Origin of the sequence: Streptomyces sp. NBC_00984 (genome assembly GCF_045162475.1) — a bacterium.
Taxonomy (GTDB): Bacteria; Actinomycetota; Actinomycetes; order Streptomycetales; family Streptomycetaceae; genus Streptomyces.
Window position 1 is genome coordinate 845,049 of the sequence record NZ_CP108734.1, and the last position, 25,191, is coordinate 870,239.

24 protein-coding genes are annotated in these 25,191 nt (G+C 71.6%); 4 read left to right on the forward strand and 20 right to left on the reverse strand.

Translation table 11 applies throughout. The features are described from left to right. The first annotated feature begins 73 nt into the window (after positions 1-73). Complete coding sequence (locus OG520_RS03510) at positions 74-1,048, forward strand: acetylxylan esterase (RefSeq protein ID WP_399329963.1); 975 nt, start codon at positions 74-76, stop codon at positions 1,046-1,048. Between the two features lie 81 nt (positions 1,049-1,129). Here the strand turns inward: OG520_RS03510 and OG520_RS03515 are convergent, their stop codons facing one another. From OG520_RS03515 to OG520_RS03530, 4 genes are all read right to left on the reverse strand, one after another. Then, the gene (locus tag OG520_RS03515) at positions 1,130-2,080 is read right to left on the reverse strand and encodes an ABC transporter substrate-binding protein (RefSeq protein WP_406012132.1); all 951 of its coding nucleotides are present in this window, start codon (positions 2,078-2,080) and stop codon (positions 1,130-1,132) included. Next, positions 2,077-2,754, reverse strand: coding sequence for an ABC transporter permease (locus OG520_RS03520; RefSeq protein ID WP_399329961.1), 678 nt, complete (start codon positions 2,752-2,754; stop codon positions 2,077-2,079). Before OG520_RS03520 ends, OG520_RS03515 begins: the two co-directional genes overlap by 4 nt. After that, positions 2,751-3,428, reverse strand: coding sequence for an ABC transporter permease (locus OG520_RS03525; protein WP_406012133.1), 678 nt, complete (start codon positions 3,426-3,428; stop codon positions 2,751-2,753). The genes OG520_RS03520 and OG520_RS03525 overlap by 4 nt, the downstream gene beginning before the upstream one ends. Before the next feature lie 140 nt (positions 3,429-3,568). Further along, on the reverse strand, positions 3,569-4,039 hold the full coding sequence (locus OG520_RS03530; protein WP_406012134.1) for a winged helix-turn-helix transcriptional regulator: 471 nt from the start codon (positions 4,037-4,039) through the stop codon (positions 3,569-3,571). A gap of 117 nt (positions 4,040-4,156) precedes the next feature. On the opposite strand from OG520_RS03530, the gene OG520_RS03535 reads away from it, so the two are divergent. After that, the gene (locus tag OG520_RS03535) at positions 4,157-5,410 is read left to right on the forward strand and encodes an MFS transporter (RefSeq protein WP_406016415.1); all 1,254 of its coding nucleotides are present in this window, start codon (positions 4,157-4,159) and stop codon (positions 5,408-5,410) included. Here the strand turns inward: OG520_RS03535 and OG520_RS03540 are convergent. The 12 genes from OG520_RS03540 to OG520_RS03595 form a co-directional block, all read right to left on the reverse strand. After that, entirely contained in the window at positions 5,344-5,790 is a 447-nt protein-coding gene (locus tag OG520_RS03540) for a nitroreductase family deazaflavin-dependent oxidoreductase (RefSeq protein WP_399329959.1), read from the reverse strand. The two genes, OG520_RS03535 and OG520_RS03540, sit on opposite strands and share 67 nt — an antisense overlap. A gap of 122 nt (positions 5,791-5,912) precedes the next feature. Continuing rightward, positions 5,913-7,523 (reverse strand): PucR family transcriptional regulator, encoded by a 1,611-nt coding sequence (locus OG520_RS03545; RefSeq protein WP_399329958.1) that lies wholly within the window; start codon positions 7,521-7,523, stop codon positions 5,913-5,915. 2 nt (positions 7,524-7,525) lie between these two features. Continuing rightward, positions 7,526-8,440, reverse strand: a complete 915-nt coding sequence (locus tag OG520_RS03550; protein ID WP_406012135.1) for a serine hydrolase — start codon at positions 8,438-8,440, stop codon at positions 7,526-7,528. Next, positions 8,437-9,543, reverse strand: coding sequence for an o-succinylbenzoate synthase (gene menC / locus OG520_RS03555; RefSeq protein ID WP_406012136.1), 1,107 nt, complete (start codon positions 9,541-9,543; stop codon positions 8,437-8,439). Before menC ends, OG520_RS03550 begins: the two co-directional genes overlap by 4 nt. Then, on the reverse strand, positions 9,540-10,334 hold the full coding sequence (locus OG520_RS03560) for a GNAT family N-acetyltransferase (protein ID WP_406012137.1): 795 nt from the start codon (positions 10,332-10,334) through the stop codon (positions 9,540-9,542). Before OG520_RS03560 ends, menC begins: the two co-directional genes overlap by 4 nt. A 59-nt stretch (positions 10,335-10,393) precedes the next feature. Continuing rightward, positions 10,394-11,539 carry a M20 family metallopeptidase gene (locus tag OG520_RS03565; protein ID WP_399329954.1) on the reverse strand — a complete coding sequence of 382 codons (1,146 nt, stop codon included), beginning with the start codon at positions 11,537-11,539 and terminating at the stop codon, positions 10,394-10,396. A 1-nt stretch (position 11,540) separates the two neighbouring features. Continuing rightward, on the reverse strand, positions 11,541-12,911 hold the full coding sequence (locus OG520_RS03570) for a serine hydrolase domain-containing protein (protein ID WP_406012138.1): 1,371 nt from the start codon (positions 12,909-12,911) through the stop codon (positions 11,541-11,543). 32 nt (positions 12,912-12,943) lie between these two features. After that, positions 12,944-14,893, reverse strand: a complete 1,950-nt coding sequence (locus OG520_RS03575) for a prolyl oligopeptidase family serine peptidase (RefSeq protein WP_406012139.1) — start codon at positions 14,891-14,893, stop codon at positions 12,944-12,946. Positions 14,894-14,901: 8 nt separating this feature from the next. After that, positions 14,902-15,678, reverse strand: a complete 777-nt coding sequence (locus OG520_RS03580; RefSeq protein ID WP_406012140.1) for an ABC transporter ATP-binding protein — start codon at positions 15,676-15,678, stop codon at positions 14,902-14,904. After that, entirely contained in the window at positions 15,675-17,591 is a 1,917-nt protein-coding gene (locus tag OG520_RS03585) for a dipeptide/oligopeptide/nickel ABC transporter permease/ATP-binding protein (protein ID WP_406012141.1), read from the reverse strand. Before OG520_RS03585 ends, OG520_RS03580 begins: the two co-directional genes overlap by 4 nt. 2 nt (positions 17,592-17,593) lie before the next feature. Next, positions 17,594-18,580: an ABC transporter permease gene (locus OG520_RS03590; RefSeq protein WP_406012142.1), complete on the reverse strand. Its 987-nt coding sequence runs from the start codon at positions 18,578-18,580 to the stop codon at positions 17,594-17,596. After that, on the reverse strand, positions 18,580-20,190 hold the full coding sequence (locus OG520_RS03595) for an ABC transporter substrate-binding protein (protein ID WP_406012143.1): 1,611 nt from the start codon (positions 20,188-20,190) through the stop codon (positions 18,580-18,582). The genes OG520_RS03590 and OG520_RS03595 overlap by 1 nt, the downstream gene beginning before the upstream one ends. A gap of 239 nt (positions 20,191-20,429) precedes the next feature. Between OG520_RS03595 and OG520_RS03600 the strand changes: the two genes are divergently transcribed. Then, positions 20,430-20,996: a DUF4291 domain-containing protein gene (locus OG520_RS03600; RefSeq protein ID WP_406012144.1), complete on the forward strand. Its 567-nt coding sequence runs from the start codon at positions 20,430-20,432 to the stop codon at positions 20,994-20,996. 63 nt (positions 20,997-21,059) lie between these two features. On the opposite strand, the gene OG520_RS03605 is transcribed toward OG520_RS03600, so the two are convergent. The 3 genes from OG520_RS03605 to OG520_RS03615 form a co-directional block, all read right to left on the reverse strand. Continuing rightward, the gene (locus OG520_RS03605) at positions 21,060-21,296 is read right to left on the reverse strand and encodes a hypothetical protein (RefSeq protein WP_406012145.1); all 237 of its coding nucleotides are present in this window, start codon (positions 21,294-21,296) and stop codon (positions 21,060-21,062) included. A gap of 337 nt (positions 21,297-21,633) precedes the next feature. After that, positions 21,634-22,074 (reverse strand): NUDIX domain-containing protein, encoded by a 441-nt coding sequence (locus OG520_RS03610; RefSeq protein ID WP_406012146.1) that lies wholly within the window; start codon positions 22,072-22,074, stop codon positions 21,634-21,636. Positions 22,075-22,205: 131 nt separating this feature from the next. Next, positions 22,206-22,715 (reverse strand): DUF664 domain-containing protein, encoded by a 510-nt coding sequence (locus OG520_RS03615; RefSeq protein ID WP_406012147.1) that lies wholly within the window; start codon positions 22,713-22,715, stop codon positions 22,206-22,208. Between the two features lie 205 nt (positions 22,716-22,920). Here OG520_RS03615 and OG520_RS03620 point away from each other — a divergent pair, with 205 nt between their 5' ends. Then, positions 22,921-23,865 carry an aminoglycoside phosphotransferase family protein gene (locus tag OG520_RS03620; RefSeq protein ID WP_406012148.1) on the forward strand — a complete coding sequence of 315 codons (945 nt, stop codon included), beginning with the start codon at positions 22,921-22,923 and terminating at the stop codon, positions 23,863-23,865. 50 nt (positions 23,866-23,915) lie between these two features. On the opposite strand, the gene OG520_RS03625 is transcribed toward OG520_RS03620, so the two are convergent. After that, on the reverse strand, positions 23,916-25,025 hold the full coding sequence (locus tag OG520_RS03625) for a hypothetical protein (protein ID WP_406012149.1): 1,110 nt from the start codon (positions 25,023-25,025) through the stop codon (positions 23,916-23,918). Between the last annotated feature and the right edge of the window lie 166 nt (positions 25,026-25,191).

The following is a 25,191-nucleotide window of genomic DNA, read 5'->3' on the forward strand; positions in this document are numbered from 1 at the left end:
GAGGCCGGGCACAACTTCTTCACCACCCCCCGTACGGTGTGATCAACCATCCCCGCGAAGAAGGCGGTCCCCCATGTCCCTGTTCGATCTGCCGCTCGACCGGCTGCGCGACTACCGCAGCGGGTCGGTGGAGCCGGAGGACTTCGACGCGTTCTGGTCGAAGACGCTCGACGAGGCCCGGTCCCACGACCTCGACGCCCGTTTCGAACTGCGCGCCGGCACGGGGCTGAGCACCGTCGACGTGTACGACGTGACCTTCGCGGGCTTCGGCGGCCACCCGGTCAAGGGCTGGTTCGTCGTCCCGGCGGGCACCACCCAGCCGCTGCCGGTGGTGGTCGAGTTCATCGGCTACGGCGGTGGGCGGGGCCTGGCGCACACCCATCTGCTCTGGGCCTCGGCCGGTTTCGCCCACTTCGTGATGGACACCCGCGGCCAGGGCAGCGGCTGGCTCGTCGGCGACACCCCGGATCCGGTGGGCAGCGCCCCCGCGTACCCCGGCTTCATGACCCGGGGCATCGAGAACCCGGAGTCGTACTACTACCGGCGGGTGTTCACCGACGCGGTGCGTGCGGTGGAGGCGGCGCGCTCGCACCCGCTGACCGACGCGGCGCGCACCGCGGCCATCGGCGAGAGCCAGGGCGGCGGCATCACGCTCGCCGTGGGCGGACTGATACCCGACCTCGTGGCCATCGCGCCGGACGTCCCGTTCCTGTGCGACTTCCCCCGCGCCCTCACGGTCACCGACCGGACCCCGTACCGCGAGGTGGGCAACTACCTCAAGACGCACCGCGGCCGGGCCGAGCGGGCGCGGGCCACGCTGTCCTACTTCGACGGGGTGCACTTCGCCGCACGCGGGCGCGCGCCGGCGCTGTTCTCGACCGCCCTGGAGGACATGACCTGCCCGCCCTCGACCGTCTTCGCCGCCTTCAACGCCTATGCCCACCAGGACAAGACCATCGAGGTGTACGACTTCAACGATCACGAGGGCGGCGGGCCGTTCCAGGAGGCCGTGCAGCTGGGCTGGCTCCCCGGAAGGCTGACGGCCTGACCTCGTGAGGCGGCGGTGGTCCGCGGCGGTATGCCGGGGCGGTATGCCGGGGCGGTATGCCGGGGCGGTATGCCGGGGCGGTCATCCGCGCGGGACGAGGTTCTTGGACTCCAGATAGGTGCGTGCCACGTCCTCGGGCAGCCGCCGCCAGCTGTCGACCTGCTCGTTGAGCCGGGCCAGGTCGGCGGTGGTCAGTACGGTGTTGAGCCTGCCCAGCGCCGTGCGTACGCCTGCGCTGCCCGCCCGGGACCGGTTGACGACGGGGACGAGGTAGTCGGCGTTCTGGAGATGCTTGTCGTCGGCGAGCAGGACGAGGCCGAAGTTGTCGAGCGTGGCGTCGGTCGTGGTGGTCAGCACCATCTGGTCCTGACCGTTCTGGACCGCCTGTTTGGCCTGGGTGGTGCCGACGCCCTTGGGGTCCACCGCGGTGATGCGGATGCCGTACGTCTTCTTCAGCCCGGGTGCGCAGTAGGGGCGCTGCACGCATTCGTCACCGGCGGCCAGACGTACGGGAAGCCGGGACCTGCCCAGGTCGCCGAGGGTCCTGAGACGGTGCGCGGACGCGTACCGGGCGGCGACCGCGAAGGCGTTCTGGTCGACGGCGCGCCCGGGGTCGAGGACGGTGAGACCACGGGGCGCGGCCAGCGCGCGCAGGGCCTTCATGGTGGCGGCGAGGTCGGGCGAACCGACCGGGGTGGCGTCGGCGCCGTTCTTCTTGGCGTTCAGCCAGTCCGCGAAGGTGGCGGCGTACTCCGGCACGACATCGATCTGGCCGCTCTCCAGCGCCGGTTCGTAGATCTCCCGGTTGGTGACGGAGATGATCTTCGTGGAGTAGCCGGCCCGGTCCAGCAGCAGCGCGTACATCTGGGCGAGCAGATCGCTCTCGGTGAAGCCCGCGGAGCCGATGGTGAGGTGCTTGCTGTCGCCCGGCGGTGCGGTGATCTCTCCCCGGTTCTCCAGGGAGGGGCCGGTGCCGCACCCGGCCGCCGGGAGCAGCACCAGCAGCACGGCCACGGCGGTTCGTGGCCTCATCCGGATCCCCCGCCGCGGAACCGGCCGGGGACAAGCAGCCGGCCCGCCTCGAAGAGCCCTTCGACGATCAGCGCGAAGACCGCGACGAGCACCGCCCCGGCGACCACCTGGGCGGTGGAGGCGAGATTGAAGCCCGCCGTGATGATGCGGCCCAGTCCCCCGCCGCCCGCCAGCGCCGCGAGGGTGGCGGTCGCGACGAGCTGGACGGCGGCGATCCGTACGCCGGTGAGAATCAGCGGGAGGGCGAGCGGCACCTCGACGCCCAGCATCAGTTGTCTGCCCGTCATGCCCATTCCCCTGGCCGCGCGCACGACATCGCGGTCGACCTCCCGCATGCCGACATAGGCGTTGGTGAGCAGCGGAGGTACGGCGAAGAGCACGAGAGCGATGACGGTCGGCCACTCGCCGTGCCCGCCGATCGGGGTGAGGAGCAGCAGCACCAGCACGGCGAAGGTGGGCACGGCCCGGCCGATGTTGGAGATGTTGACGGCGAGTGCGCCGCCCTTGCCGAGATGGCCGAGGACCACGGCGACCGGCAGCGCGATCAGGCAGCTGATCAGCAGGCAGACGACGGTGAGGAACAGATGCTGGCCCAGCCGGTTCCAGATGCCGCCGTCACCGGACCAGTGCGCGGAGGTGGTGAGCCAGGACCAGGCGTCGGCGAGGGTGTTCACGACTGCCTCCGGGTCCACGGGGTCAGCAGTCGCTGTGCGAGCAGGAGCAGCAGGTCGGCGGCGACGGCGATGACGACGCAGAGGACGGAGGCGGTGAGCACCTGGGCCTTGAAGTAGGTGTTCATCCCGGAGTAGATGAGGTTTCCGAGTCCGCCGTAGCCGACGATCGCGCCGACCGTGACCAGGGAGACCGCGGAGACGGTCGCGATCCGCAGTCCGGCCATGGCCGCGGGCAGCGCGAGGGGCAGCTCCACGGCGAGCAGCAGCCGCAGGGGTCCGTACCCCATGCCGCGCGCGGCCTGCCGGGTCTCCTCGGGCACCGCGCGCAGTCCGGCGAGGATGTTCCGTACGAGGAGGGTGAGCGAGTACAGCACGAGCCCGGCGACGACGAGCGAGGCGGAGAGTCCGTACACCGGCAGCAGCAGCGAGAACATGGCGAGCGACGGAACGGTGTAGAGAATCGTCGTCACGCCGAGCACGGGTCCCGCCGCCCAGCGCCGGTGCCGTGCCGCGAGGGCGAGCGGGACGGCGATGACCAGTCCGATGAGCACGGCGGCCACGGTGAGCTGAAGGTGCTGCACGACGGCGTCCCAGAGAATCTCGCGACGGCTGGAGAGGTAGGCCCCGCAGAGCCACTCATTGCGCGCGAGGCAGTCGTCCGGGGGCGCGGTCACCCGTCCATTGGAGCGTGCGGGGCCGCGCGGGCGCGCTTCCTGATCGACCGTCCGGGGGTGGTGCGGGTGCGTATGCACCTCACGTGCCGGGGGGCGCGGCCGGGAAGGGCGCGGCGGGCCGGCATGGGTGGCGGGCCGCGCTATGCGGGCGCCGACGCTCCGGGCCGCTCGACCTTTCGCACCGTGATGTCGTCCGGTCCGAGCAGGCGCCCGTCGGCCGCGCGGACCTCCAGCGCCCGGGGCGTTCGGCCGTGGCGCAGGTCGACCATCTCCGAATGCGGTTCGCCGGGGTCGAAGAAATGGCCCTCGCCCCACTGCCTCAGCGCCACGATGACCGGGAAGAGGTCCCTGCCCTTGGCCGTCAGCACGTATTCGTGGCGGGCCCCGCCGCCGGCCGCCGGAACCATGTCGAGAATCCCGCCCCCGACCAGCTCGCGCAAGCGCGCCGCCAGGATGTTCTTCGCGACCCCCAGACTGCGCTGGAACTCCCCGAAGCGGCGGCTGCCGTCGAACGCGTCACGGACGATCAGGAGCGACCACCAGTCGCCGATCGCGTCGACCGAGCGGGCCACCGGGCAGTCGCTGTCGTCGAGGCGCGTCCGCTTGACCATTTCGTTCCCCTTCACGCCATCGGTTGCAACATGCTACCAGCTGACGCTAACGTCCGCCTGGTAGCAACTTGCAACCGAATTGATCGAGGGGCACCCGTGACCGACAGCGAGAGAACGATCAGGACCGCGGACACCAGCGGGGGGACACCGGCACCCGCCCTGTCCGGACGCACCACTCTGCTCTTCGCGGTCGCCTCCGGAGTGGCGGTGGCCAATGTCTACTTCGCGCAACCCCTGCTGGTCACCCTGAGTCAGGACTTCCGGATCAGTGCGGCAGCCATCGGCGTCGTCGTGACCCTCACCCAGATCGGCTACGGCCTCGGGCTGTTCCTGCTGGTGCCCCTGGGCGATCTGGTCGACCGGCGAACCCTCGTCGTGACCCAGCTGGCGCTGCTCGCGGCAGCGCTCGTCGCCACCGGTACGGCGGCCACCGCGCCGGTCCTGCTGACCGCCCTGGCCGCTGTGGGCTTTCTCGCCGTGGTGACCCAGACGCTCGTGGCCTTCGCGGCGTCGCTGTCCGCCCCGGACCGACGTGGCCGCGCGGTCGGCCTGGTCACCAGCGGAATCGTCATCGGGATCCTGCTCGCCCGCACGGTCTCCGGCGCGCTGGCCGACCTCGCGGGCTGGCGCTCGGTCTATCTCTCCTCGGCCGCACTGACCCTCGTGCTCACCCTGGCCCTGTACCGCGTGCTGCCCCGCCGGTCGGCACCACCGGCCTCCATGCGGTATCTACGACTGCTGCGTTCGACGCTCACGCTGTTCGCCGAGGAACGCGTACTGCGGGTCCGCGCCCTGCTCGCCCTGCTCGTCTTCGCCGCTTTCAGCACCCTGTGGAGCTGCGTCGCGCTCCCGCTGAGCGAACCCCCGCTGTCGCTGTCGCACACCGCGATAGGGGCGTTCGGGCTCGCGGGAGCCGCGGGCGCGCTCGCGGCCGCGCCGGCCGGACGCCTGCACGACCGGGGTCTCGCCGGGTGGACGACCGGCACCGCACTGGTCCTGCTCACCGTGTCGTGGCTCCCGCTCGCCCTCACCCGGCAGTCGCTGTGGGCGCTGGCGATCGGCGCGGTCGTCCTCGACCTGGCCGTGCAGGCCGTCCATGTCACCAACCAGAGCCTGATCTACGCGGTCCGTCCCGACGCCGGAAGCCGTCTGATCGGCGGCTACATGGTCTTCTACTCGGTCGGCAGCGCCACGGGCGCCCTCGCCTCGACGGCCGTCCACGCGATGGCCGGGTGGGGCGCGGTGTGCCTCCTCGGCGCCGCGATCAGCGCGCTCGCGCTCCTCGTGTGGGTGGTGGACAGCCGTCAGTGCGCTTCGGCCGCCGGTTCGAGGACGAAGACCGGAATCTGCCGGTCGGTCTTGCGCTGGTAGTCGGCGTAGTCGGGAAACGCCTCGACCGCCCGCTGCCACCACAGGCCCTTCTCGTCGCCCGTGGCCTCACGGGCGTTCATGTCCTGGCGGACCGGGCCGTCCTGGAGTTCCACCCGGGGGTCGGCCACGATGTTGTGGTACCAGACGGGGTGCTTGGGGGCGCCGCCCTGCGAGGCGACGACGGCATAGGCGCCGTCGTGCTCGACCCGCATCAACGGGGTCTTGCGGATCTTTCCACTCCTGGCCCCGCGGGTGGTGAGGATGATGACGGGCAGGCCCCGCATCGTGGTTCCCTCGGTGCCGCCGGAGCTCTCGAACAGCTCGACCTGATCGCGGACCCACTGCGCGGGGCTCGGCTCGTACTCTCCCTGGAGAGGCATGACATCTGTCCCATCGTCGACGTTCGGACGCGCAGGCACTTCCGACGCGCAGGCGCGTGGACCTGCGGACATCGGTGTGTCCCGTCCGTTGCGAAAACTCTTGCACCATTCCGCCCGGACGGCTACGGGTGTCCCTCAGGAGTGCGGCGCCTCAGCCGCAGTTGCAGCATCGCTTCGAATCGTGCCTCCGGGTCGCCGAGATCGATGCCCGCGACCACAGCCAGCCGCTTGAGCCGGTAGCGGAAGGTATTGGGGTGGATGTGTACGGCGGCAGCGGCGGCGGGCACATCGCCGAAGGTGCTCAGCCAGGCGTCCAGGGTCTCCGTGAGGGCCGTGTTGTACCGGGCGTCGTAGGCGAGCAGCCGTATGACGGGGCCGTCCGGCAGATCGTCCTCGGCGGCCATCCGGTCCGTCAGCTCCTCCAGCAGCGAGGCGGCGTAGACGTCCGACAGCCGCGCCGCCCTGCGCTGCGTACGACCGGAGCCGAGGACCCGCAGCGCACGGTCCGCGTCGGCCCGCGAGCGGCGCAGCTCCACCGGGCGGGCGGCGAGCCGGCCGATTCCGATGACGGCGGGCACCCGGTCCCCTATCCGGCCGAGGAACGCCTCGGCCACCCGCAGCCCCTGCTCGTCCGAACTCGTGGGCAGGACCGCGTAGGTGACTCCGCCGAGTGTGGCGGCGGCGGTACGGGGGTGGATCGCGGCCAGGTGCAGGGTGAGCGCCTCCGCCACCCGATGGCCCGCGGCCACCCGGTCGGGCGCGTACTGCTCGCCGGTCACCGCGAGTGCCAGCACGCAGGCGGGCTGCGCGGACAGGCCGAGCCGCACGGCGGCCTGCGGTGCGTGCGTACCGCCCTCCAGGACGGTGGCGAGCAGATCCGCGCGCAGCCGTCGTTCGGCGTCCTCTCCCGTGCGGCGGCGCAGCAGATGCAGGGCGGCCACCTTCGCCGCCTCCTGGAGCGCCTGTGCGCGGTCCGCGCTCAGCGGTCCGTCGACCACGACCCAGATCGATCCCAGGATCTCGCCGCCCGCGCGGACGGCGATGGCGACCCGGGGCTTGTCCGAGATGCCGGCCACATAGACGGGTTCCTCCTTCCGGTAGAGGGCCTGGAAGGCGCCGCGTTCCTCCAGGGCGCGCAGTTTCTCGGCGGGCACCTGACGGTCGAGGATGGTCGCGATCCTGGCGTCGTCGCCCTCGTCCTGCCGGCTGGAGAAGGCCAGCACCCGTCCGCCGCGGTCCTCCACGGTGACCGGGCCGTCCAGCAGCCCGGCCGTCGCGTTGGCCAGGGCGAACAGGTCACCGGCGAGCGGCTCGGTGCCGTCCGCCTCGTCGGGGCCGCCCACCGTGCCGAGTTCGTCGACCGCGAGCAGCGACCGCAGCAGCGCGGCCACCTGGGCCCAGGAGGCGCCGGGTGTCAGGCCGAGTACGGTCAGGCCGGTGCGGGCGGCCGCCTCGGACACGGGTCCGTCCACCGGGACCGGCGAGCGGACCACCACGGCCGCCGCGCCGAGCCCGGCGGCCGTGTCGACCAGGGCGGCGACCGGCCCGGCGCCGTACACACCGACGCCGAGCACCACCGCCCCGGGCAGCCTCGCCGGTTCGTCCAGGGGGTCCTGGATCAGCACACCGCTGACGGTGCGGGCCGGATCGGCTTCCCCTGCCACCACTTCGATCAACGTCGACCCGAGATCGTTGAGGATCCGGCCGAGCACGGCCCGTGGCTGCTCCGTCATCCTCACAAGGTAGTTGATCGGAGTTCGTCGACGGCGAGTGCTGCCACCTGCCCGATCACCCGGTCCGCCCGGGAATTGTGCAGGTCCGGCCTGTCGGACCGGGTGAAGACGGCCACTGCCCAGCGCCCGCCGTCGCGGTCCTCGATCACCCCGGCCTCGTTGCGCCAGCCCGGCAGCGTCCCGGTCTTGCCGGCGATGCGGTAGCTGTCGTCGAAGCCGGACCACAGTCGGTGCGGCCATATCTGCTGGGACATCACGGCCCGTACCTCGGCGCAGGCTTCGGCGGGGCCGGCCTCGTCGCGCCAGATCCGGACCAGCAGTTCCGCGATGTCGCGGGCCGTACCCCGGGTGGTGCGTTCCGGCACGCACACCGACAGCTCCAGCAGCTTCTCCGGCCCCTGCGCAGCAAGTGCCGCCATCCTCGTGTGCGCCTCGACCTCGGTGGTCACGCCGAGGTCGGCGAAGAGCGAGCCGGTCAGCTCCAGACAGCCACCGATCAAGTGGGTCCGACGCAGGCCCAGTTCGGCGAGCAGCCCGTTGACGGTGTCCAGACCGACCCGGGCCAGCACCACATCGGTGGCTGCGTTGTCGCTCATCGTCAGCATCATGTGGACCAGGTCGCGCAGGCTCATCTCGACCGGGTCGGCGCAGCCGGAGGTGCCGATGCCGCCGTCGCGATAGCGCGGGTCCACCGAGTGGCGCTCGGTCCTCGCCAGCCGTCCTGCGGCGGCCTCGCGCGCGTAGGCGAGTGCGATCGGGATCTTGAACACGGAGGCGAGGCAGACCGGTTCGTCCGCCGCGACGCCGATCGTGCGGTCGCCGTCGATCTCTCGGGCGAAGAAGTGTCCCTGGACCTCGGCGTCGTCGAACGCCGTCCGGATCCTGGTCTCGACGGTGCCCGACACGGTTGCGGTCATCGGCTGATCCATTCGGTCGATTCGGTCACTGCGGCCAACTGCTCGGGGATCGGGGAGAGTCCGAGCCCGGGTGCGCGGGGCACGTCGAGATGGCCGTCCTTCAGCACGAACGGTTCGGTGATGTCGGTCCGGTAGTACCGGTCGGAGGCGGAGGTGTCGCCGGGCAGGGTGAAACCGGGCAGTGCGGCGAGGGCGACATTCGCGGCCCGGCCGAGGCCGGTCTCCAGCATTCCGCCGCACCAGACCGGGACGCTGTGCGCGGCGCACACGTCGTGGATCCGCCGGGCCTCCAGGTAGCCGCCGACCCGCCCCGGCTTGATGTTGACGACCGAGCAGGCGCCCATGGCAATCGCGTCGGCCGCCGAGCGGGCGGAGACGATGGACTCGTCCAGACAGATGGGGGTGCGCACCCGCTCGGCCAGCGCCGCGTGTCCCCGGATGTCCTCCTCGTCCAGGGGCTGTTCGATCAGCAGCAGCCCGTACGGGTCGAGCCGGGCCAGCTGTGCGGCGTCGGCGAGGGTGTACGCGGTGTTGGCGTCGACCTGGAGCAGTACGTCGTCGCCGAAGCGCTCCCGGACCGCGCGCACGGGTTCCACGTCCCAGCCGGGTTCGATCTTCAGCTTGATCCGCAGGTAGCCCTCGGCGAGATAGCCGTCGACGGCGTCGAGCAGTGCGGGGATCGAGTCCATGATGCCGACCGACACCCCGGCCGGCACCCGCTCGGCCGTCGCCCCCAGCCACTGCCCCATCGACAGTTCATGGGCGCGCAGCCAGGCGTCCAGCACCGCGGTCTCCAGTGCGGCCTTGGCCATTCTGTGCCCCTTGAACGCGGCCAGTGCCGGAGCCACCGCCCAGGGGTCGAGCGCCGGCAGAGCGCAAAGCGCGGGCACGAGATGGCTGCGCAGCACGTCCGCCGCGGCCTCGGTGTACTCGGAGGAGTACAGCGGATCGGCCATGGTGACGCATTCGCCGTAGCCCTCGTGGTCCTCGGTCTCGACCCTGACCAGCAGGATCTCCCGGGTGGCCATCGTGGCGAACGAGGTCCGGAACGGTGCGACGAGCGGCATCGCGATCCGGCGCAGTTCCACACCGACGAGTTTCATGCCTGATTCTCCTGATGTCTGTCGATCACGTACCAGCCGTCCCGGGTGAATCCCGTGACGGTGTGCCCCTCGGCCATCAGGCCGCCGAGTACCTCGCGCAGCGCGTACCGCCATTCGCGGGCCAGGGGCGGGTCGGTCCGGCGCAGTTCCTCGGCCTCGGCGGGGATCCGGACCAGAACGGTGTCGCCGTCCCGGCGCCCGACGGCGGGGCCGCCGTCGGGCTTGGCGTCCAGACCGACCACGGCGTGCGCACCGGCGTCGTCGACCGTGACGACGTGAGGTGTGCCCGCGGCGGCTGCGACGGCGTGTTGGCCGGTCAGCTCCCAGCGGACCATCAGCCGGTCCGTCTCGGTCCCGGCATTGACCTCGTCCTGCATCGCGCCGTAGAAGTCGGCCAGGTACTCGCTCGGCGCCGCCCCCAGTTTGGCCAGGTTGAAGTAGGCGTTGCGGCTGATCAGCGGGTCGAAGGTCCAGGTGACCGCGGTGATGCCACGGGCCAGGGCCCACGCCCGCTGATGAAGTTTGACGGCGAAGCCGACATTGCGGCCCCGGACGCTGTCGTCCACCCCGGCGATGTGCGAGTGCAGTCCGGCGGTGGCCAGGAAGCCCAGGCAGAATCCGACCATCCGGCCGTCCTGGTGGACACCGACGACATAGCTGCCGGAGTGCGCGAAGACCCGCAACAGCTCCGGGGTGATGAGCGGCTTGCCGGGATCGGGCCGCCAGACCCGGTCCAGCACCTGGCAGGCCGCCAGCATCTCGTCCAGCCCGTGCAGCTCCGTGACGGTCACGCCGGCACGGTGCGCGGCCAGATCCGCAGCGGCTGCCGCGGCAGCCGCCTCCGTACCGTTCACGTGGTCACCCGGCCGGGCACGGACAGCGGCTCGCGTACGAGCGAGGCCACCAGAGAGGCCACCAGTGCCGCGCGGCGAGGCAGTTCGGCGACGACCACATGCTCGTCGTCCGCGTGCGCCCCGCCGCCAACGGCCCCGAGGCCGTCGAGCGTGGGCGTGCCCGCTCCGGCAGTGAGGTTGCCGTCGGATCCGCCGCCGACCGCGACGCCGCGCAGTGGGCCGAAGCCCAGCTCCGCATAGCGGTTTCGGGCGAGTTCGAACAGCTCCGCCGACGCGCTCGCCTGCAACGGCGCCCGGTCCGGGCCGCCGGAGAGCTTGAGCGAGGCGCCCGCGAGCACCGGTGCGAGACCCTGCATAGCACGGTCCACCCGGTCCTGTTCGGCGGCCGTCTCCACCCGTACGTCGACCAGCAGCCGGGCCGCATCGGGCACCGTGTTGCGGGTGGTGCCGGAGGAGGCCACGGTCGGCGTCACCGTGGTACCGGTCGCCGGATCGGCAAGTGCGGACAACGCGAGTACCTGGTGGGCCAGTTCGGTGGTCGTGTTGACCCCGCGCTGGGGTTCGAGTCCGGCGTGCGCCGCGCGTCCGGTGATGTTCAGCTCGTAGCCGGACACACCCTTGCGCGCGGTTTTCAGTGCGCCGCCCTCGCTCGCCTCCAGGACGAGTACGGCCCGGGTCCGGCGGGCCTCGGCCTCGATCAGGGTGCGCGAGGTCGGGGAGCCGATCTCCTCGTCGCCCGTGAGCAGGACCGACACCCCGTCCAGGTCGTCGAGCACCGACAGCGCGTGGAACAGCTGCACCACGCCGGCCTTCATGTCGAAGCAGCCGGGTCCTGTCAGCCGTCCCCCGGCCACCTCGAAGGGATGCCCGGCCAACGAGCCCACCGGCCACACCGTGTCGAAGTGGCCGAGCAGCAGAACCCGTTCGCCGGAGCCGAAGCGCCAGCGCAGAGCGGGCGTCCCCGATCCGTCGAGCCACTGGGGCGCCGCGCCGGTCAGCCGGGTGCCGAGCCCGGAGACGACCCGGGCACATTCGGCGACGGCGGCCGGATCCTCGCTGGGCGACTCGGTGTGGACCAGCTCCTCGATGTCGGCCAGCAGGCCCGGCAGCCCCGCCTCCAGGGCGGTGGCGATTGCGGTCACGTCAGCCCGCCTTGGAGGTGGCGCGGCCACCGTGGTGAATGTAGGGCGTGCCGTCGGCAAGTGTGTAGAACACGACGGGGACCCAGAGCTTTGTCCCCGGCCGCTGCACCACGAACAGCCCCGGCTCGACCGGGTGCAGCTCGTACTCCTGCTCCGTGTCGGGGGTCACTTCGGCCAGCGGTCCGGTGATCCGGTTGAGCATCACCAGGCCGCCGTCCCGCTCCACGATCTCGATCCGGCTGGAGAGCCGCTGGTACACGCCGACGTAGTCGGCGGGGTCCACCGCCACCGGCTCCGTCGCCGGCTGGATGCCGGTGCGCATCGCCACGCCGGCCAACTCCTGGACGATCTCCGCGAACACGTCCCGGTAGAGGCTCATGGTGTCGCCGCCATTGGTGAGCAGGCAGATCGCCAGGTCGGCCTCAGGCAGCACCCGCAGGAACGCGCTCTGCCCGATCGTGCCGCCGTCGTGTCCGTACACCCGCTGTCCGTCCCAGGTGTCGAGGAACCAGCCCAGCCCCCAGGCGTTTCCCAGGATGTACGGGTCGGGGAGCTCGACCTGCGGGGTCTGCATGGCGGTGACGCCCTCGGCCGAGAGGATCTTGGTGCCTTCCTCGGTGACGCCGTTGTCGAGATGCAGCCGGGCGAACTGCAGTACCTCGCGCGGCGTCGAGCAGATCAGTCCGGCCGGTCCGGCCGAACGCATCAGCCCCCACAGCGGGGCCTGCACCGGCGGATCCCCGAGATGTCCGATGGCGGCGCGGAAGCGCAGCGCCTCCTCGGGCAGGGTCACGGTGTGCGTCAGGCCGAGCGGACGGAACAGGCGCTCCCGCATCAGCTCGTCCCACTGGACGCCGGTGACGACTTCCAGCACCCTGCCGAGCAGGGTGAAGCCCGCGTTGCAGTACGACATGGTGGCGCCGAGGGGGTGGTTGAGAGTGCCCTCGCCCAGCTGCGCGGCGAACTTCTCCAGGCAGTCATCGCCCCGGCCGGTGTCGGTGAAGAGGTCGCCGTCGATGCCGCTGGTGTGGTCCAGGAGATGTCGGAGCGTCACGCCACGAGTCAGCTCCTCGTTCGCGAGCCGCAGTTCGGGGAGTACGGAGACGATGGGCGCGTCGAGTTCGAGGAGGCCCTCGTCGACCAGGGCCATGGCCACCGTGGTGGTCCACACCTTGGAGATCGAGCCGATCTGGAAGAGGGTGTCGGTGGTCGCCTCGATCCTGGCGTCGGTGTTGGCCAGGCCTACGGCGGTCTCGGCGATCAGCTCGCCGCGGTGCAGGATGCCGAGGCTCGCGCCGGGGACGCAGTGGCGGGCGGTCAGCTCGGTGAGGCGGGCGGACCAGCGGGCGGACAGGTCGGTGGTGTCGGTCATGTTCGTCTCCAATTCAGTTTCGTACAGCGGATTCAGCGGATCGAGGTGTTGGTGTGCGTGGTGACCCAGTCGATCAGGCGACGGGAGTAGTCCTCCCGGTGCGAGGGCCGGCCGTCCAGGAGGAACAGATGGGAGCTGCCGGGGTACACGACCAGCCGGGCCGGCACGTCCCGGGTGCGCAGCGCGTGGAACCACTGCTCGGCCTGGCCCACCGGGCAGGTGCTGTCCGCGCCGCCGTGCAGGATCAGGGTGGGTGCGCGTACCGCGTCGGCGTGGCTGATCGGCGAGAGTTCCGTCAGCCGTTCCGGGTCGCCGATCTCGTAGTCGGCGATCAGGTGTCCTTCCTCGGAGGTGCCGGCCATGCTCTTCAGGTCGACCAGGACGCCGCCCGGCACGACGGCGGCGAAGAGGTCGCTGCGGGTGGAGAGCCAGCAGGTCAGATAGCCGCCGTAGCTGTAGCCGGTGAGCGCGATCCGTTCCGGGTCGACGAGTCCCTCGTCGACGAGGGCGGCGACCGGTTGCAGGACGTCCTGTTCGTCGGTCTCGCCCCAGGCGCCCACGGCGGCCGTGTAGAACGCCTCGCCGTAGCCGTCGCTGGCGCGGACGTTCAGCGTCAGGATCGTCCAGCCCCGCGAAGCCAGTTCCTGGTGGTAGAGGTGGACCGGATCGGAGTGCGGGGCCCAGGCGTTGTGCGGGCCGCCGTGCACGTCCACCAGCAGCGGGCCGCCCGGGGGCGTGTCCGCGGCACGGGTGATCATGCCGTGCACGACTGTGCCGTCCGCGATGGTGAACTCGCGTTCGGTGACCGGGTGGAGGGCGATCCCGGGCAGCGACCGGGCCATGTGGTCGGTGAGCCGCGCGGGCTGCGGCCCGGCCGACGGCAGGCCCGGTTCCCCGGACGCCCAGGCGTCCAGGTCGAGCAGCACGACCTCGGCGAAGCGCGTCGCGTCGGAGACCACGACCGCCGCACGGCCGGCCTTGGTGACGACCGAGCATCCGCTGACCCCGGTGCCGGCGGGCAGCGGGGACGCGCTGATCCCGGCCGCGTCCAGCCGGAACAGGCGGGTGGCGCCCCGGTCGCGTGCGCAGAAGACGATGTCGTCGCCGTGGAACTGCGGCAGCGCGCCCGGGTATCCGGGGCCGCCGCCCATGACGTTGCGGTCCAGGGCGGCGCTGAGGGACACCGGAGCGGATCCGTCCAGCGGCTGGCGCAGCAGTTCCGAGTGGCCGACGCCGAACGTGGTCCGGCCGACGACGAGCAGCGCGGACCCGTCGGGGTACCAGCTCACCGGACCGACGAGACCGTTCACGGGCCCGACCCGGCGGGGCTCGGACGCGTTCTCCCCGACCCCCACGACATGGGCCGCCGAGGGGCCGAACACGGCCGCGTCCGAGGTGGTCTGCGCCGGATAGGCGAGCTGGGTGCCGTCGGGCGACCAGCTCGGCGGGCCGACGTGCCGGTCGCTCTTCGTGAGCTGTGCGACCTCGCCCGAGTCCACCTCCACCACGAACAGCTGCGTACGCAGCGACCCGATCAGGCCCGCCCCGTCCACCTTCCAGCCGAGGGCGTCGATGACCACCGGTGCGCTGTCCGCGCGATACGTCTCGGCGGCGGCGAAGGCGATGCGTGATCCGTCCGGGCTCCAGACCGGTGTGCCCGCCCCGGCCGGGCACCGGGCGGGCGTGGTGAGTGCCACGGCCTCTCCCCCGTCGGCGGACAGCAGATGGAGCTGCCCCGCGCGCAGGAAGGCCAGCCGCGCCCCGTCCGGGGACCAGCGCGGCGCGGTGTCCGCCGGGCCGTGGGTGAGGCGCCGGGCCGGGCCGCCCCCGCCGCGTACCTCCCAGATCGAGCGGATCACACGGTCGTTGTCGGCGTCCTGGGTGGTCAGGGTGTAGGCGACGCGTTCGCCGTCGGGGGACAGCGCGGGATCGCCCGGGATCTCGAACCGGTACAAGTCGTCGATCGTCAGTGGTCGGGGCATGACGCCTCCTAGGCGAGGGCAAGGGTGGGTACGCAGGAGATCAGGTTGCGGGTGCTCGGGTGCTCCGGGCGCTCCAGCACCCGGTCGGTGGGACCGCATTCGACGAGGTGTCCGCCGTCCATCACGGCGACCTGGTCGCAGAGGTAGCGGACGACCGCGAGGTTGTGGGAGATGAAGAGCATCGCGAAGCCCAGTTCGCGCTGGAGACGGCGGAGCAGATTGAGCACCGCGCCCTGGACGGACACGTCCAGGGCCGAGGTGATCTCGTCCGCGATCAGCACGGCGGGCCAGGCGGCCAGGGCCCTGGCCAGGGCCACCCGTTGGCGCTGGCCGCCGGAGAGGGCGTCCGGGGTGAGCGCGGCACGGGCGGGGTCGATACCGACCAGTTCGAGGAAGCGTGCCACCTCGGCATCGCGTGCGGCGCGGCGTTCCCGGGCCGGTGCCCTGCGCCCGGTCGCCTCGCCCGGTCCGGTCCCGCCGGACAGCGCTTCGGCCACGGACGCGCCGACGGTCATGCGCGGATCGAGCGAGGCGTACGGGTTCTGGAACACCAGCTGCACCGGGCTGCGCCCGCGCCGGCGCGCGGCATCGCTCCCGTCGACCAGTACGCGTCCCGACTGCGTCGGCGCCAGTCCCACCACGGCCTTGCCTAGGGTCGATTTTCCCGACCCCGACCCGCCCACCAGTCCGGTCACCGTTCCCTCCGGCACCAGCAGGTCGACGTTGTCCACGGCGGTGAAGCGGCCGTAGCGCACCGTGATCCCGCGCAGTTCGAGTGAGCTCATGACGTCGCCTCCGCTGCGTATGACGTGGCCACGACGGGCCCACCCCCGGCCGCCGTCCCGACCGGGTACCAGCAGGCGACCTGTCGGCCCGGCCCGAAGGCGGCGAGTCCGGGGGCGGCTTCGTGGCAGCGTTCCCGGGCGCGTTCGCAGCGCGGTGCGAACGGGCATCCCTCGCCGGTCTCCCCCGGTTCCGGCGGCCGGCCGGGGATGGTCGCCAATTCCGTCCCGGGGTCCGTGGCCATGGTCGGGACCGCGCCCACCAGGGCCCGGGTGTACGGGTGGGCGGCGCCTTCGAGCAGTTCGCCGACCGGAAGGTCCTCGACGATCAGGCCCGCGTACATCACCAGGACGCGTTCGCAGACCTGGGCGACGACGGCGAGGTCGTGGGAGATCAGCAGCAGCGCGGCGCCGGAGTCCTCGCGCACCTCTGCGAGCAGGTCGAGCACCTGCTGCTGGACCGCCACGTCGAGCGCCGTGGTGGGCTCGTCGGCGATGATCAGTTTCGGCTTCCCCATCAGTCCCATCGCGATGACGGCCCGCTGCCGCATCCCGCCGGAGTACTCGTGCGGCCGCTGCCGGGCACGGCGTTCCGGCGTGGGGATGCGGACGGCGGCGAGCCGGTCGACGGCGCGTGCCGCGGCCTGTGCGCGGCCGGCTCCCAGGTGCACCTCGGCCACCTCGGCGAGCTGGCGGCCCACGCGCAGGGCGGGGTTCAGCGAGGCCATCGGGTCCTGGAAGACCATGGCCAGTTCGGTGCCGAGCCGTGGGTCCGCCCGCAGATCGTCCCCGTCGAAGCGGAGGGTGCCGGCCGAGACCCTGCCCGGGTGCGGGACGAGATCCGCGAGTGCCAGCGCGCTCAGGCTCTTGCCGGAGCCCGATTCGCCGACCAGGCCGACCGCCTCGCCCGTGCCGATGTCCAGCGAGATCCCGCGTACGGCCTGCCGCCCGCCCGGGAACGTCACCCGCAGATCGCGGGCCCGGACCAGGGCCCCGGCGTCGCCGTCGGCGGCCGGTTCGTCCGGTGTCGTCGGCCGCTGCTGCGGCGCCGGCTCCGGTTTCTGTGGCGCGCGTCGGCCACCGGCCTGCGCGAGCACCTCGCCGACCAGGCCGAACATCAGCCCCGTCAGGACGACGGCCGCGCCGGGTGCCAGGGCCGCCGCCGGGTTCACGAAGATGCGGTTCAGCTGTTCGTTGAGCAGCCGCCCCCAGTCGTACTGCGGCGGCTGTACGCCGAGCCCGAGGAACGAGAGGCCGGAGAAGGCGACCAGGATGCCGCCTGTCGCCTGGGTGGCGAACAGCACCGACGGTTCGGCGATGTTGGGCAGCAGATGACGTACCACCAGCTTGAACCGGCCGACGCCGAGGATCCGGGCCGCCGCGACGTAGTCGGAACCCGCGATCGAGGCCGTCAGGTTCTGTACCAGCCGCGCCATGGGCGGGACCATGGCCAGCCCCACGGCGAACACCGCGCCGGTGCTGCCCACCCCGAAGATCGTGGCGAGGAAGAGCAGGAACAGCAGTCCCGGAAAGGCCACCAGCACTCCGACGGTCGCGGTGATCAGCCGGCCCAGGCGCCGGCCCACGACCGCCGGGGCGACGCCCAGCAGCAGCCCGCCGCCGATACCGATCACGGCGGCGAGCAGGGTGAGTCGCAGGGTCAGCCGGGTCGCCACCACGACGCGGGCGGCGATGTCCCGGCCGAGCTGGTCCGTGCCCAGCAGATGGGCGGCGCTGCTGCCCTGGTTGATCGCGTCCGTGTCGACCTGCGCGGCCCGGTCGCCGAGCAGCACGGGGCCGAATACGGCGACCAGTGCGACCAGCAGGCAGGCGGTGAGCGCGGTGACGCCGATCGGTGTCCGGAGGGAGCGGCCGAGCCGGTGCCGCAGCGAGCTGTCATGGTCCTGATGAGGCATCGTCAACTCCCGCGGACGGTGGACTGGGGGTCGGCGACGGCCACGGCCACGTCGACGGCGAAGGTGATCAGCAGTGCGGCGGCCCCGTAGACCAGCACGACGCCCTGGACCAGCGGATAGTCCTTCTCGGTGATCGCCTGGACGATCGTGGTGCCCAGGCCGGGCCAGGCGAAGACGTTCTCGACCAGCACGGTGCCGGCGAGCAGCGAGCTGAACAGCAGGCCGCCCAGGGTGAGCGAGGAGGTCAGCAGATTGGGCAGCGCGTGCCGCAGATAGCGCAGCCGGGCCGGGAGCCGCTTCGCCTGTGCGGTCCGCATGTAGTCCTCGCCGAGCACCCGCAGGGTCTCCACCCGGACGATGCGTGACAGCGTCGCCGCCGGTACGACGGTCAGGGCGAGCACTGGTAGTACGTAGGAGTCCAGGCCGCCCCGCGAGGCGACCGGGAAGAGCGGCCACGCCACGGCGAACGCCGCGATCAGGCCCACCGCCAGCAGGAATTCGGGCACCGCGCCCAGGAACCCGGTGACCCCGGTGAAGGCGAGTTCACCGCGTCGCCTCCGGCCGTCCTTGGTCAGTACCGCGGCCGTCATGCCGACGGGAACGGCGATCAGCAGGATCAGCACGAACGCGGGGACGGCGATCTGCAGGGTGGCCGGGAGCCGGCTGGAGATGATCTCGGACACTGGCATCTGGGCGCCGATCGACTCGCCGAGCCTGCCCTGGAGGAGGTTCCCGACGAAGTCGCCGTACTGCTTCAGGAGCGACTGGTCGAGGCCGAGCGACTGTCTGCGGGCGGCGACCAGGGCCGGGTCGGCGGTGGTGCCGAGAGCCGCCCGGACCGGATCGCCGGGGATCAGGTGGATCATCGCGAATGCGGCCGTGACCAGCGCCGCGAGCGACACCAGCAGCCGCCAGGTGCGACGCAGGGCGAATCCGATCCACGGGTTGCGGACCCTCGCCCCCAGGGAGTCCAGGGTGATCGTCGCCATCAGTCGGCGCTCCGGCGCAGGGTGCTCGGGACGATGCCGCTGCCGTCCACCTCGAAGGTGACGCCCTTGCCGTAGTACTGGTTCGCCTTGCTGACGATCGGCACGATGTCGACGTTCTTCACCAGGGCGGCGTCGGCCGCGTCCCACAGGGCGCAGCCGGCGGCGCCGGGCTCGGCCGCGGCCTGGGCGGTGATCCGGTGGTACTCGGGGTTGGCGATGGAGCCGAAGTTGTTGCCCTTCGGCGGCGGCGGACCGTCGTAGAACTGGGTCAGCTGGTCGGGGAGCGTGACTCCGATGGGCGCCCAGGCGATGTCCCAGTCGCCGCCGCCGAGGGTGCTGACGATGCTGCCGGAGCCCTTGGGTTCCGCCTTCGCCTTCACGCCGAAGGACGTCCACTGCTGAACGGCCAGTTCGACCGCCGAGCCGACCTGCGGCCCCTGATTGGTCGCGTAGCTGAGCCCGACGGTGAGCGGTTTGCCGTCCTTGGTCCAGGTGCCGCCGCTCTTCACCCAGCCCGCCCCGGTGAGTGCGGCGGCTGCCTTCGCCGTGTCGTGGGCGGGGAGGTTGCCCTTCACCGTGTCGCCGGAGCAGGGGGTGGGGGCGATCTCGCCTATGCCGGTCGCCGGCCTGCCCTTCCCGCCGGTGGCGACGTTTCCCAGCTGTTCGAGATCCAGCACGGAGACCAGCGCCTTGCGTACCGCGATATCGGCGGTCGGACGGCCGGCGGCCTGGTTGAACAGGAGCTGTCCGAACAGCGCCTGCAGGCTCCGCTTCTTCACCTTGGCCGCGTCCAGCCGGTCCTGGTCGGCACCGTTGATGAGGGCGACATTGATCTGACCGGCCATCAGGAGGTTGGCCGCGGTCGACTCGTTGACGACCACCTTGACCACCACCTTGCCGGGAAGGCCGGCACCGGTGGATCCACGGGGCCCCCAGCTGTACTCGTCACGCTTGACGTACGTGTAGTGGTCGCCCGGGACCGCCTCGGTCAGCCGGTAGGGGCCGCTCGCGTCGGTGGCCCTGGCCAGTGCGGTCGGCGTCGCCAGGCTCTTCTTGCACAGCAGCGGCAGCAGCCGGGCCATCTGCACGATGAACGGGGCGGGCTTCGTCGTGGTGACGGTGACCGTCCGGGCCGCCTTGTCGGCCTTGGCCACAGCGGTGACGGGGACGGAGAGGCCGAGCATCGGCGACTGGTTCTTCGGATCGGCGATGTGGTTGTACTCGGCGGCCACGTCCTCGGCGGTGAGGGCCGAGCCGTCCTCGCAGGTGACTTGGGGGCGGATGGTGAACTTCGCCGAGGTGGTCGTGGCGGACCACTTCTCGGCCACTCCCGGCACCAGCGAGCCGTCGGCGTCGATGTGCACGAGCGTGTCGTACGCGAAGGAGTTCATCGCCAGTGCGGTGCTGGCCAGCGCCGTGGTGGGGCTGAGGCTGCCCGGATCACCGGAGATGGCGACCACCACCGTCGAGCCACCGACACCCCCTGCGGATGAGTCGCCGCCGCATGCGGTCGCGGTGCCGACCAGGCCGAGCGCCGTGACCACCGCGGCCGCCGCCCGGGACCTGCGGGCCGTTCTGTTCCTGGTCTCCGTGCCTGCGGTGCTGGCCATGGTCACCTCCGAGGGAGCGGCACGCCGCCGCCGAGTGAGGGAACACTAGGCAACGCCGGACCGGCCCCGAGTGGTCGCGCCGCACGAAAAACCGGCTCCCCGACGGTGCTCCGCACCGAAGACGGACGCGAGGACGAGGTGATTCCGGACGGCGGAGTTCCGGCGCGGAGCCCCGGCGGAGCCCCGGCGGAGAGAAAATTCGATCGCCATGAATTCCGCTGACTGAAAATCTGTGGCGCATGACTTCGCAGCACCGGATACGGGCCGACTACGACGCCCGGACGATCGTCGTCTATCAGGCGTACTCGCCGGCGGTCGCCGGTCCGGCCCTGCGGGCGAAACGGTTCGTACCGCCGTTCTCGTTCAACCGGATGACCTGGATCAAGCCGTCGTTCCGCTGGCTCATGCACCGCAGCAACTGGGCGCAGAAGTCGGGCCAGGAGCGGATTCTCGCGGTACGGATCACCCGGGCCGGATGGGAGGAGGCCCTCGCGCAGGCCGTGCTGACGACGGCCGGCCCGTCGGCTGTCGCCCAGGCTCCCGTGCACGTCCAGTGGGATCCCGAACGCTCACTGCGGGGAGCCGCGCTCAATCACTACAGCATCCAGGTCGGGGTGGGACGCGGTCTGATCCGCGCCTTCGCCGAGGAGTGGGTCGTCGAGCTCACCGACATGACGCCCCGGGTCCAGAAGATCGCGGCGCTCAGACAGAGCGGCCGGACCACGCAGGCCCAGCGACTGCTTCCGCCCGAGCGGATCTATCCGGTGCCCCCGGCCGTCGCGAAGGGCCTTCGGATCGATGCCTGAGGCCACGGCGGCCCCGGTGCGCACACCCGCGGCGACGCACCGGCGCCACCGCGCCTCATCGCGCTACTGCATCACCTGGAGCGCGGTGTGCCGGAAGGAGCGCTCGCAGAAGTAGACCTGCATGGTGCAGCCCCGGCCGATGGTGACCTGGGTGGGCTCCTGCGGCTGCGGGTACGCCACTTTGGGTGCCGCGTCGGCGGCTTCGTCCTCGACGGGGCGCCAATGCTTTTCGTTGTCCCATTCACCGCTGTCCACGGTCAGCAGCGGGCGGACGCCCCCACCGCAGTCCGGGCACTCCATGGGCCACGGATCGCAGAAGCTCCGGTTTCCCCAGCCAGCCCGCGCTTTCCGCGTTGCGGACCCCGCCCACACTGCTGGACGCGCCGGGGAAGAGCCGTCCCCAGGAGCAGGCCCGGCCGATCGCCCCGAGCCGCCAGGCCAGACCAGTCCTGCCGTTCCCAGGGCGTCACCGCGTCCTGGTACCGCCCTCGGTCCACCACGGCCGGCGCATCACTTCGCATCGCACCATCCCATCACCGTGCCGGTCCGGTCCTCATCCGAATTTCCGGCGGCGGTACGCGGTCAGGCCCCGCACAGGGCGCAGGCGGCCTCTTCCGGACCGGGCAGGGCGAGCGGCCTACTGACGTACCGGCTGCGCGCCGATCATCGCGAGACCGTCGATCGCCGCGGGGGACAGCCGTGACTCCTCCAAGCCCGACAAGGGCATCCAGCCGACGTCGGAGGTGGAGTCATCGGTCTTGGTGACCGCGAGCTGTCCCGGTTTGAGGTCGACCACGTAGAAGAGCCCCACGAGATGCCAGTTCACTCCGAGCCGGTGCGCGGTGTACGACCGCGCGTCCACCAGCCGGGCGTCGAGAAGCTCCAGGCCGGTCTCCTCGTACAGTTCACGGGCCAGCGTCTCGCGCGGCTGCTCACCGGGATCGATGCCTCCGCCGGGCAGGTGCCACAGTCCGGGCATGAAGACCGGTGAGCTGTCCGAGAGCCGGGTCAGCAACAACTGGTGATCCGCGACGGCGAGCGCATATGCCGAGATACGTGAACGTACGTCACTTCCCACGGGTGTCCTCCGGTCATCGAGGTCCACGGCTCCGACCGAGCCGTTCGGGACAACCTATCGATCACACAAAGGAGTTCGGACACGGGACCGCCGGCTGACGGTCGCCGGCGGTCCCGACCGCGGGCCCCGGTCTACCGGCGCTCCAGCGCCCCCCGGACGAAGGCGGCCTGACCTGCGTGCTGCAGATCGTCCGAGATCACGCTGATCAGACGCACGCCGAGGCTGACCGGCGGCGACCACGCCTCGTCGACGATGCGGTCCAGAGCCGCGTCGTCGAGCCCGCGCACGAACCCGACGGTCCGCTCGTGGACCGCGTCGTGGTAGCCGAGCAGCAGGTCGGCCGAGCCCACCCGCACGGCCGCGACATCCGCGCTGCTGTGTCCGTACCCGGTGGCCTCCTTCGCGAAGGGCAGATCGAAACGGGAGGCCCAGTCCTCGGAGAACCAGACCTGCTCGACACCGGACGCGTCCGAGACATGGTCGTCCTGGATCCGAGTGAGATGCCAGACGAGCCAGCCGATCGAGTTCGCACCGTCGTCGAGACGAGCATGGAGGTCGGCGCGTGAAAGGCCCTCGACCGCCGAGTGCACCGTCTCCCGGACGCGGCTGAACGCGTCGGTCAAAAGGTCAGCACTGTTCATGCCATCACCTTCGCCGCTGCCGGGCCCCTCCCCCGCCATCGACACGCACCGCGCACCGCAGCCGCTCCGTTCACCGGCCGCGGTCCCGGCAGCGTCCGGGCATGCGCATAGGGTGGCAGCATGCTTTGACGCCTGCCCGGAAGCCGGGCACCACCATGACCTTCGTCGTACCCGATCGATTCCGGAACCGACGAAGGAGAGACACATGAGTGCCACCCACCCCATCGACGTCCCCGCCGCGTTCGCCGCCTCCTACGGCACGAACGGTGGTGCGTCCGGCCGTGCCTGGATCGCCGCGCTGCCCGGACTGGCCGCGGACTTACTGGACCGCTGGACCCTGCGGCTGGACGGCCCCGCAGCACATGGCATGGCCTCGCTGGTGCTGCCGGTGACCCGCGCGGACGGCATGCCCGCGGTGCTGAAGCTCCAGCAGGTCTCCGAGGACAACATCGGCGCCGCGCCGGGCCTGCGGGTGTGGGACGGCAACGGGGCGGTGCACCTGCTCGACCACGATCCGGGCACCGGCACGATGTTGCTGGAACGGCTGGACGCGGCGAGGCCGCTGTCGGCGGTGACGGACGACACGGCCGCCGTGCAGATCCTCGCCGAGCTGATGGCCCGCCTGGTCGCGGTGCCCGCGCCGCCGGGCTTCCGGCAGTTGGCCGACATCGCCGCGGCCATGCTCGACGAGGTGCCGCGTGCCGTGCCGATGCTGCGCGACCCCGCCGAACGGCAACTGGTGCGCAGCTGCGCGTCCGCGGTGGCCGAACTCCTCGGCGAACCGGGCGACCGTCTGCTGCACTGGGACCTGCACTACGACAACATCCTCGCCGGACAGCGGGAACCGTGGCTGGCCATCGATCCCGAGCCGCTGGCCGGCGACCCGGGTTTCGAGCTGTTACCGGCGCTGGACAACCGCTGGGCCGAGGTCGTGGCGACCGGTGACGTGACCCGCACGGTGCTCCGCCGCTTCGACCAGCTGACCGAGGTGCTCGGCCTGGACCGGCAGCGGGCGACCGGCTGGACGCTGGGCCGCGTCCTGCAGAACGCACTGTGGGACATCGAGGACGGCAGGACCGCCCTTGAGCCGACCCAGATCATCATCGCCACGGCCCTGTTGAGCCGTCAGGGACGGGAGCACCGCCGATAGACCGGATTCGACGCCGGTTCGGTCCGGCAGGACGCCTTCGCGGCCACGCTCTACAGCATGGTGAACCGTCGGCGCACCTCGTCGAACAAGCGCGGGTAGTCGCTGCCGTACGTGACCGCCGCGGCGAACAGCGCGTCGAGCGCGGCACGCAACGGGTCCGTCTCCGTCGCGTCGAACAGGGCGGGCACTGCCATGGCCTGCTTCAGGATCCCTCCCCGGCCGCCGTCGGGCGAGTCCACAAGCGTGTGCGGGATCGTCCGGTCGGCGAAGAAGCGGTCCCACGTGCGCCGGAGATCGTCGAACGGCGCCGGCAGGTCGTGCCCGAGGTCGAGTGCCGCCAGCGCGGGGGCGATCCAGTCGACGCCGCTCAGACCCGCTTCCTCGTACGCGCGGTGGGCGGCCCAGCGGGCGATGGACCGCTGGGCCGCCGGTCCCGCCGCGTCCACCGCGTGCAGGAGGTCGCTGTCCAGGCGCAACAGCCCCGCCACATTGCCGCCGACCTCCCGCAGGCTCCGGCTGGGCAACCGACCGCCCCATTCCTGGGCTTCGGCGCGCCTCTGCGCGGCCTCCTCCGCTCGCGCCTGCTCCGCTGCCCGGCGGCGCTCGGCCTGGGCGCGCTCTTGTGGTGACGGGGGTGGCGGCAGGAGGCGTGCCTGCCGATGCCAGTAGTCCGCGGTCTCCGCCGTCTGCCTGACGATCTCGTCGGGGCGGGGTGCCGCCGGCCAGAACTGCAGCAGGTACCGATCGGCTGTCGCCTCACCGGCGAGAACGGCGAGTTCGTCCTCACGCGCGCGGTCCATGTCACGCCCGCAGTAGCGCACCCGGTAGTCGGCCACGGGTAGATCCAGCGACACCAGGGGGCCGTCGCCCCACGGCAGGACGACCGTGGACCCGGAAGCGGGCCGGAACGGAACCTCGACCACGTCCTCCCAGCCGGCGTCGAGCGCAGGTGCGGTGTCGTGCACCTCGACGGTCAGTCCCACTTCCCCGGTGTGCAGGCCCGTGATCAGAAACAGATATCCGGGCACCGCGGCTCCGCAGAGCCCATTGGCCTGCCCGGCGCAGGGCTCCGGCCCATCCGGGTCGTCCTCGTCGGGCCTGCTCTCCACATAGAACTGCCCATAACTGACGTGTAGTTCCCCGCAGTACACAGTTCGCATGCCCACCCCTCTGCCGGTTCCCGGTATCCGGGCCAAAGTATGCGGGCCGGGTCCGACAGGGCCGGTGGTCCCGGAGCATCGCGGCCGGGAGACCGCTCCGCCGCCGGCCTCGGGCGGCCCTCTGCCTGCCGGACCGCTCGGCCACTCTCCTGCTCAGCCGGATCTG

Coding starts and splice junctions, on each gene's coding strand:
- OG520_RS03510 (WP_399329963.1), top strand. CDS start 74: ATGTCCCTGTTCGATCTGCCGCTCGACCGGCTGCGCGACTACCGCAGC.
- OG520_RS03515 (WP_406012132.1), bottom strand. CDS start 2,080: ATGAGGCCACGAACCGCCGTGGCCGTGCTGCTGGTGCTGCTCCCGGCG.
- OG520_RS03530 (WP_406012134.1), bottom strand. CDS start 4,039: ATGGTCAAGCGGACGCGCCTCGACGACAGCGACTGCCCGGTGGCCCGC.
- OG520_RS03540 (WP_399329959.1), bottom strand. CDS start 5,790: ATGCCTCTCCAGGGAGAGTACGAGCCGAGCCCCGCGCAGTGGGTCCGC.
- OG520_RS03545 (WP_399329958.1), bottom strand. CDS start 7,523: ATGACGGAGCAGCCACGGGCCGTGCTCGGCCGGATCCTCAACGATCTC.
- OG520_RS03550 (WP_406012135.1), bottom strand. CDS start 8,440: ATGACCGCAACCGTGTCGGGCACCGTCGAGACCAGGATCCGGACGGCG.
- menC (WP_406012136.1), bottom strand. CDS start 9,543: ATGAAACTCGTCGGTGTGGAACTGCGCCGGATCGCGATGCCGCTCGTC.
- OG520_RS03570 (WP_406012138.1), bottom strand. CDS start 12,911: ATGACCGACACCACCGACCTGTCCGCCCGCTGGTCCGCCCGCCTCACC.
- OG520_RS03575 (WP_406012139.1), bottom strand. CDS start 14,893: ATGCCCCGACCACTGACGATCGACGACTTGTACCGGTTCGAGATCCCG.
- OG520_RS03580 (WP_406012140.1), bottom strand. CDS start 15,678: ATGAGCTCACTCGAACTGCGCGGGATCACGGTGCGCTACGGCCGCTTC.
- OG520_RS03585 (WP_406012141.1), bottom strand. CDS start 17,591: ATGCCTCATCAGGACCATGACAGCTCGCTGCGGCACCGGCTCGGCCGC.
- OG520_RS03590 (WP_406012142.1), bottom strand. CDS start 18,580: ATGGCGACGATCACCCTGGACTCCCTGGGGGCGAGGGTCCGCAACCCG.
- OG520_RS03595 (WP_406012143.1), bottom strand. CDS start 20,190: ATGGCCAGCACCGCAGGCACGGAGACCAGGAACAGAACGGCCCGCAGG.
- OG520_RS03600 (WP_406012144.1), top strand. CDS start 20,430: ATGACTTCGCAGCACCGGATACGGGCCGACTACGACGCCCGGACGATC.
- OG520_RS03605 (WP_406012145.1), bottom strand. CDS start 21,296: ATGGAGTGCCCGGACTGCGGTGGGGGCGTCCGCCCGCTGCTGACCGTG.
- OG520_RS03615 (WP_406012147.1), bottom strand. CDS start 22,715: ATGAACAGTGCTGACCTTTTGACCGACGCGTTCAGCCGCGTCCGGGAG.
- OG520_RS03620 (WP_406012148.1), top strand. CDS start 22,921: ATGAGTGCCACCCACCCCATCGACGTCCCCGCCGCGTTCGCCGCCTCC.
- OG520_RS03625 (WP_406012149.1), bottom strand. CDS start 25,025: ATGCGAACTGTGTACTGCGGGGAACTACACGTCAGTTATGGGCAGTTC.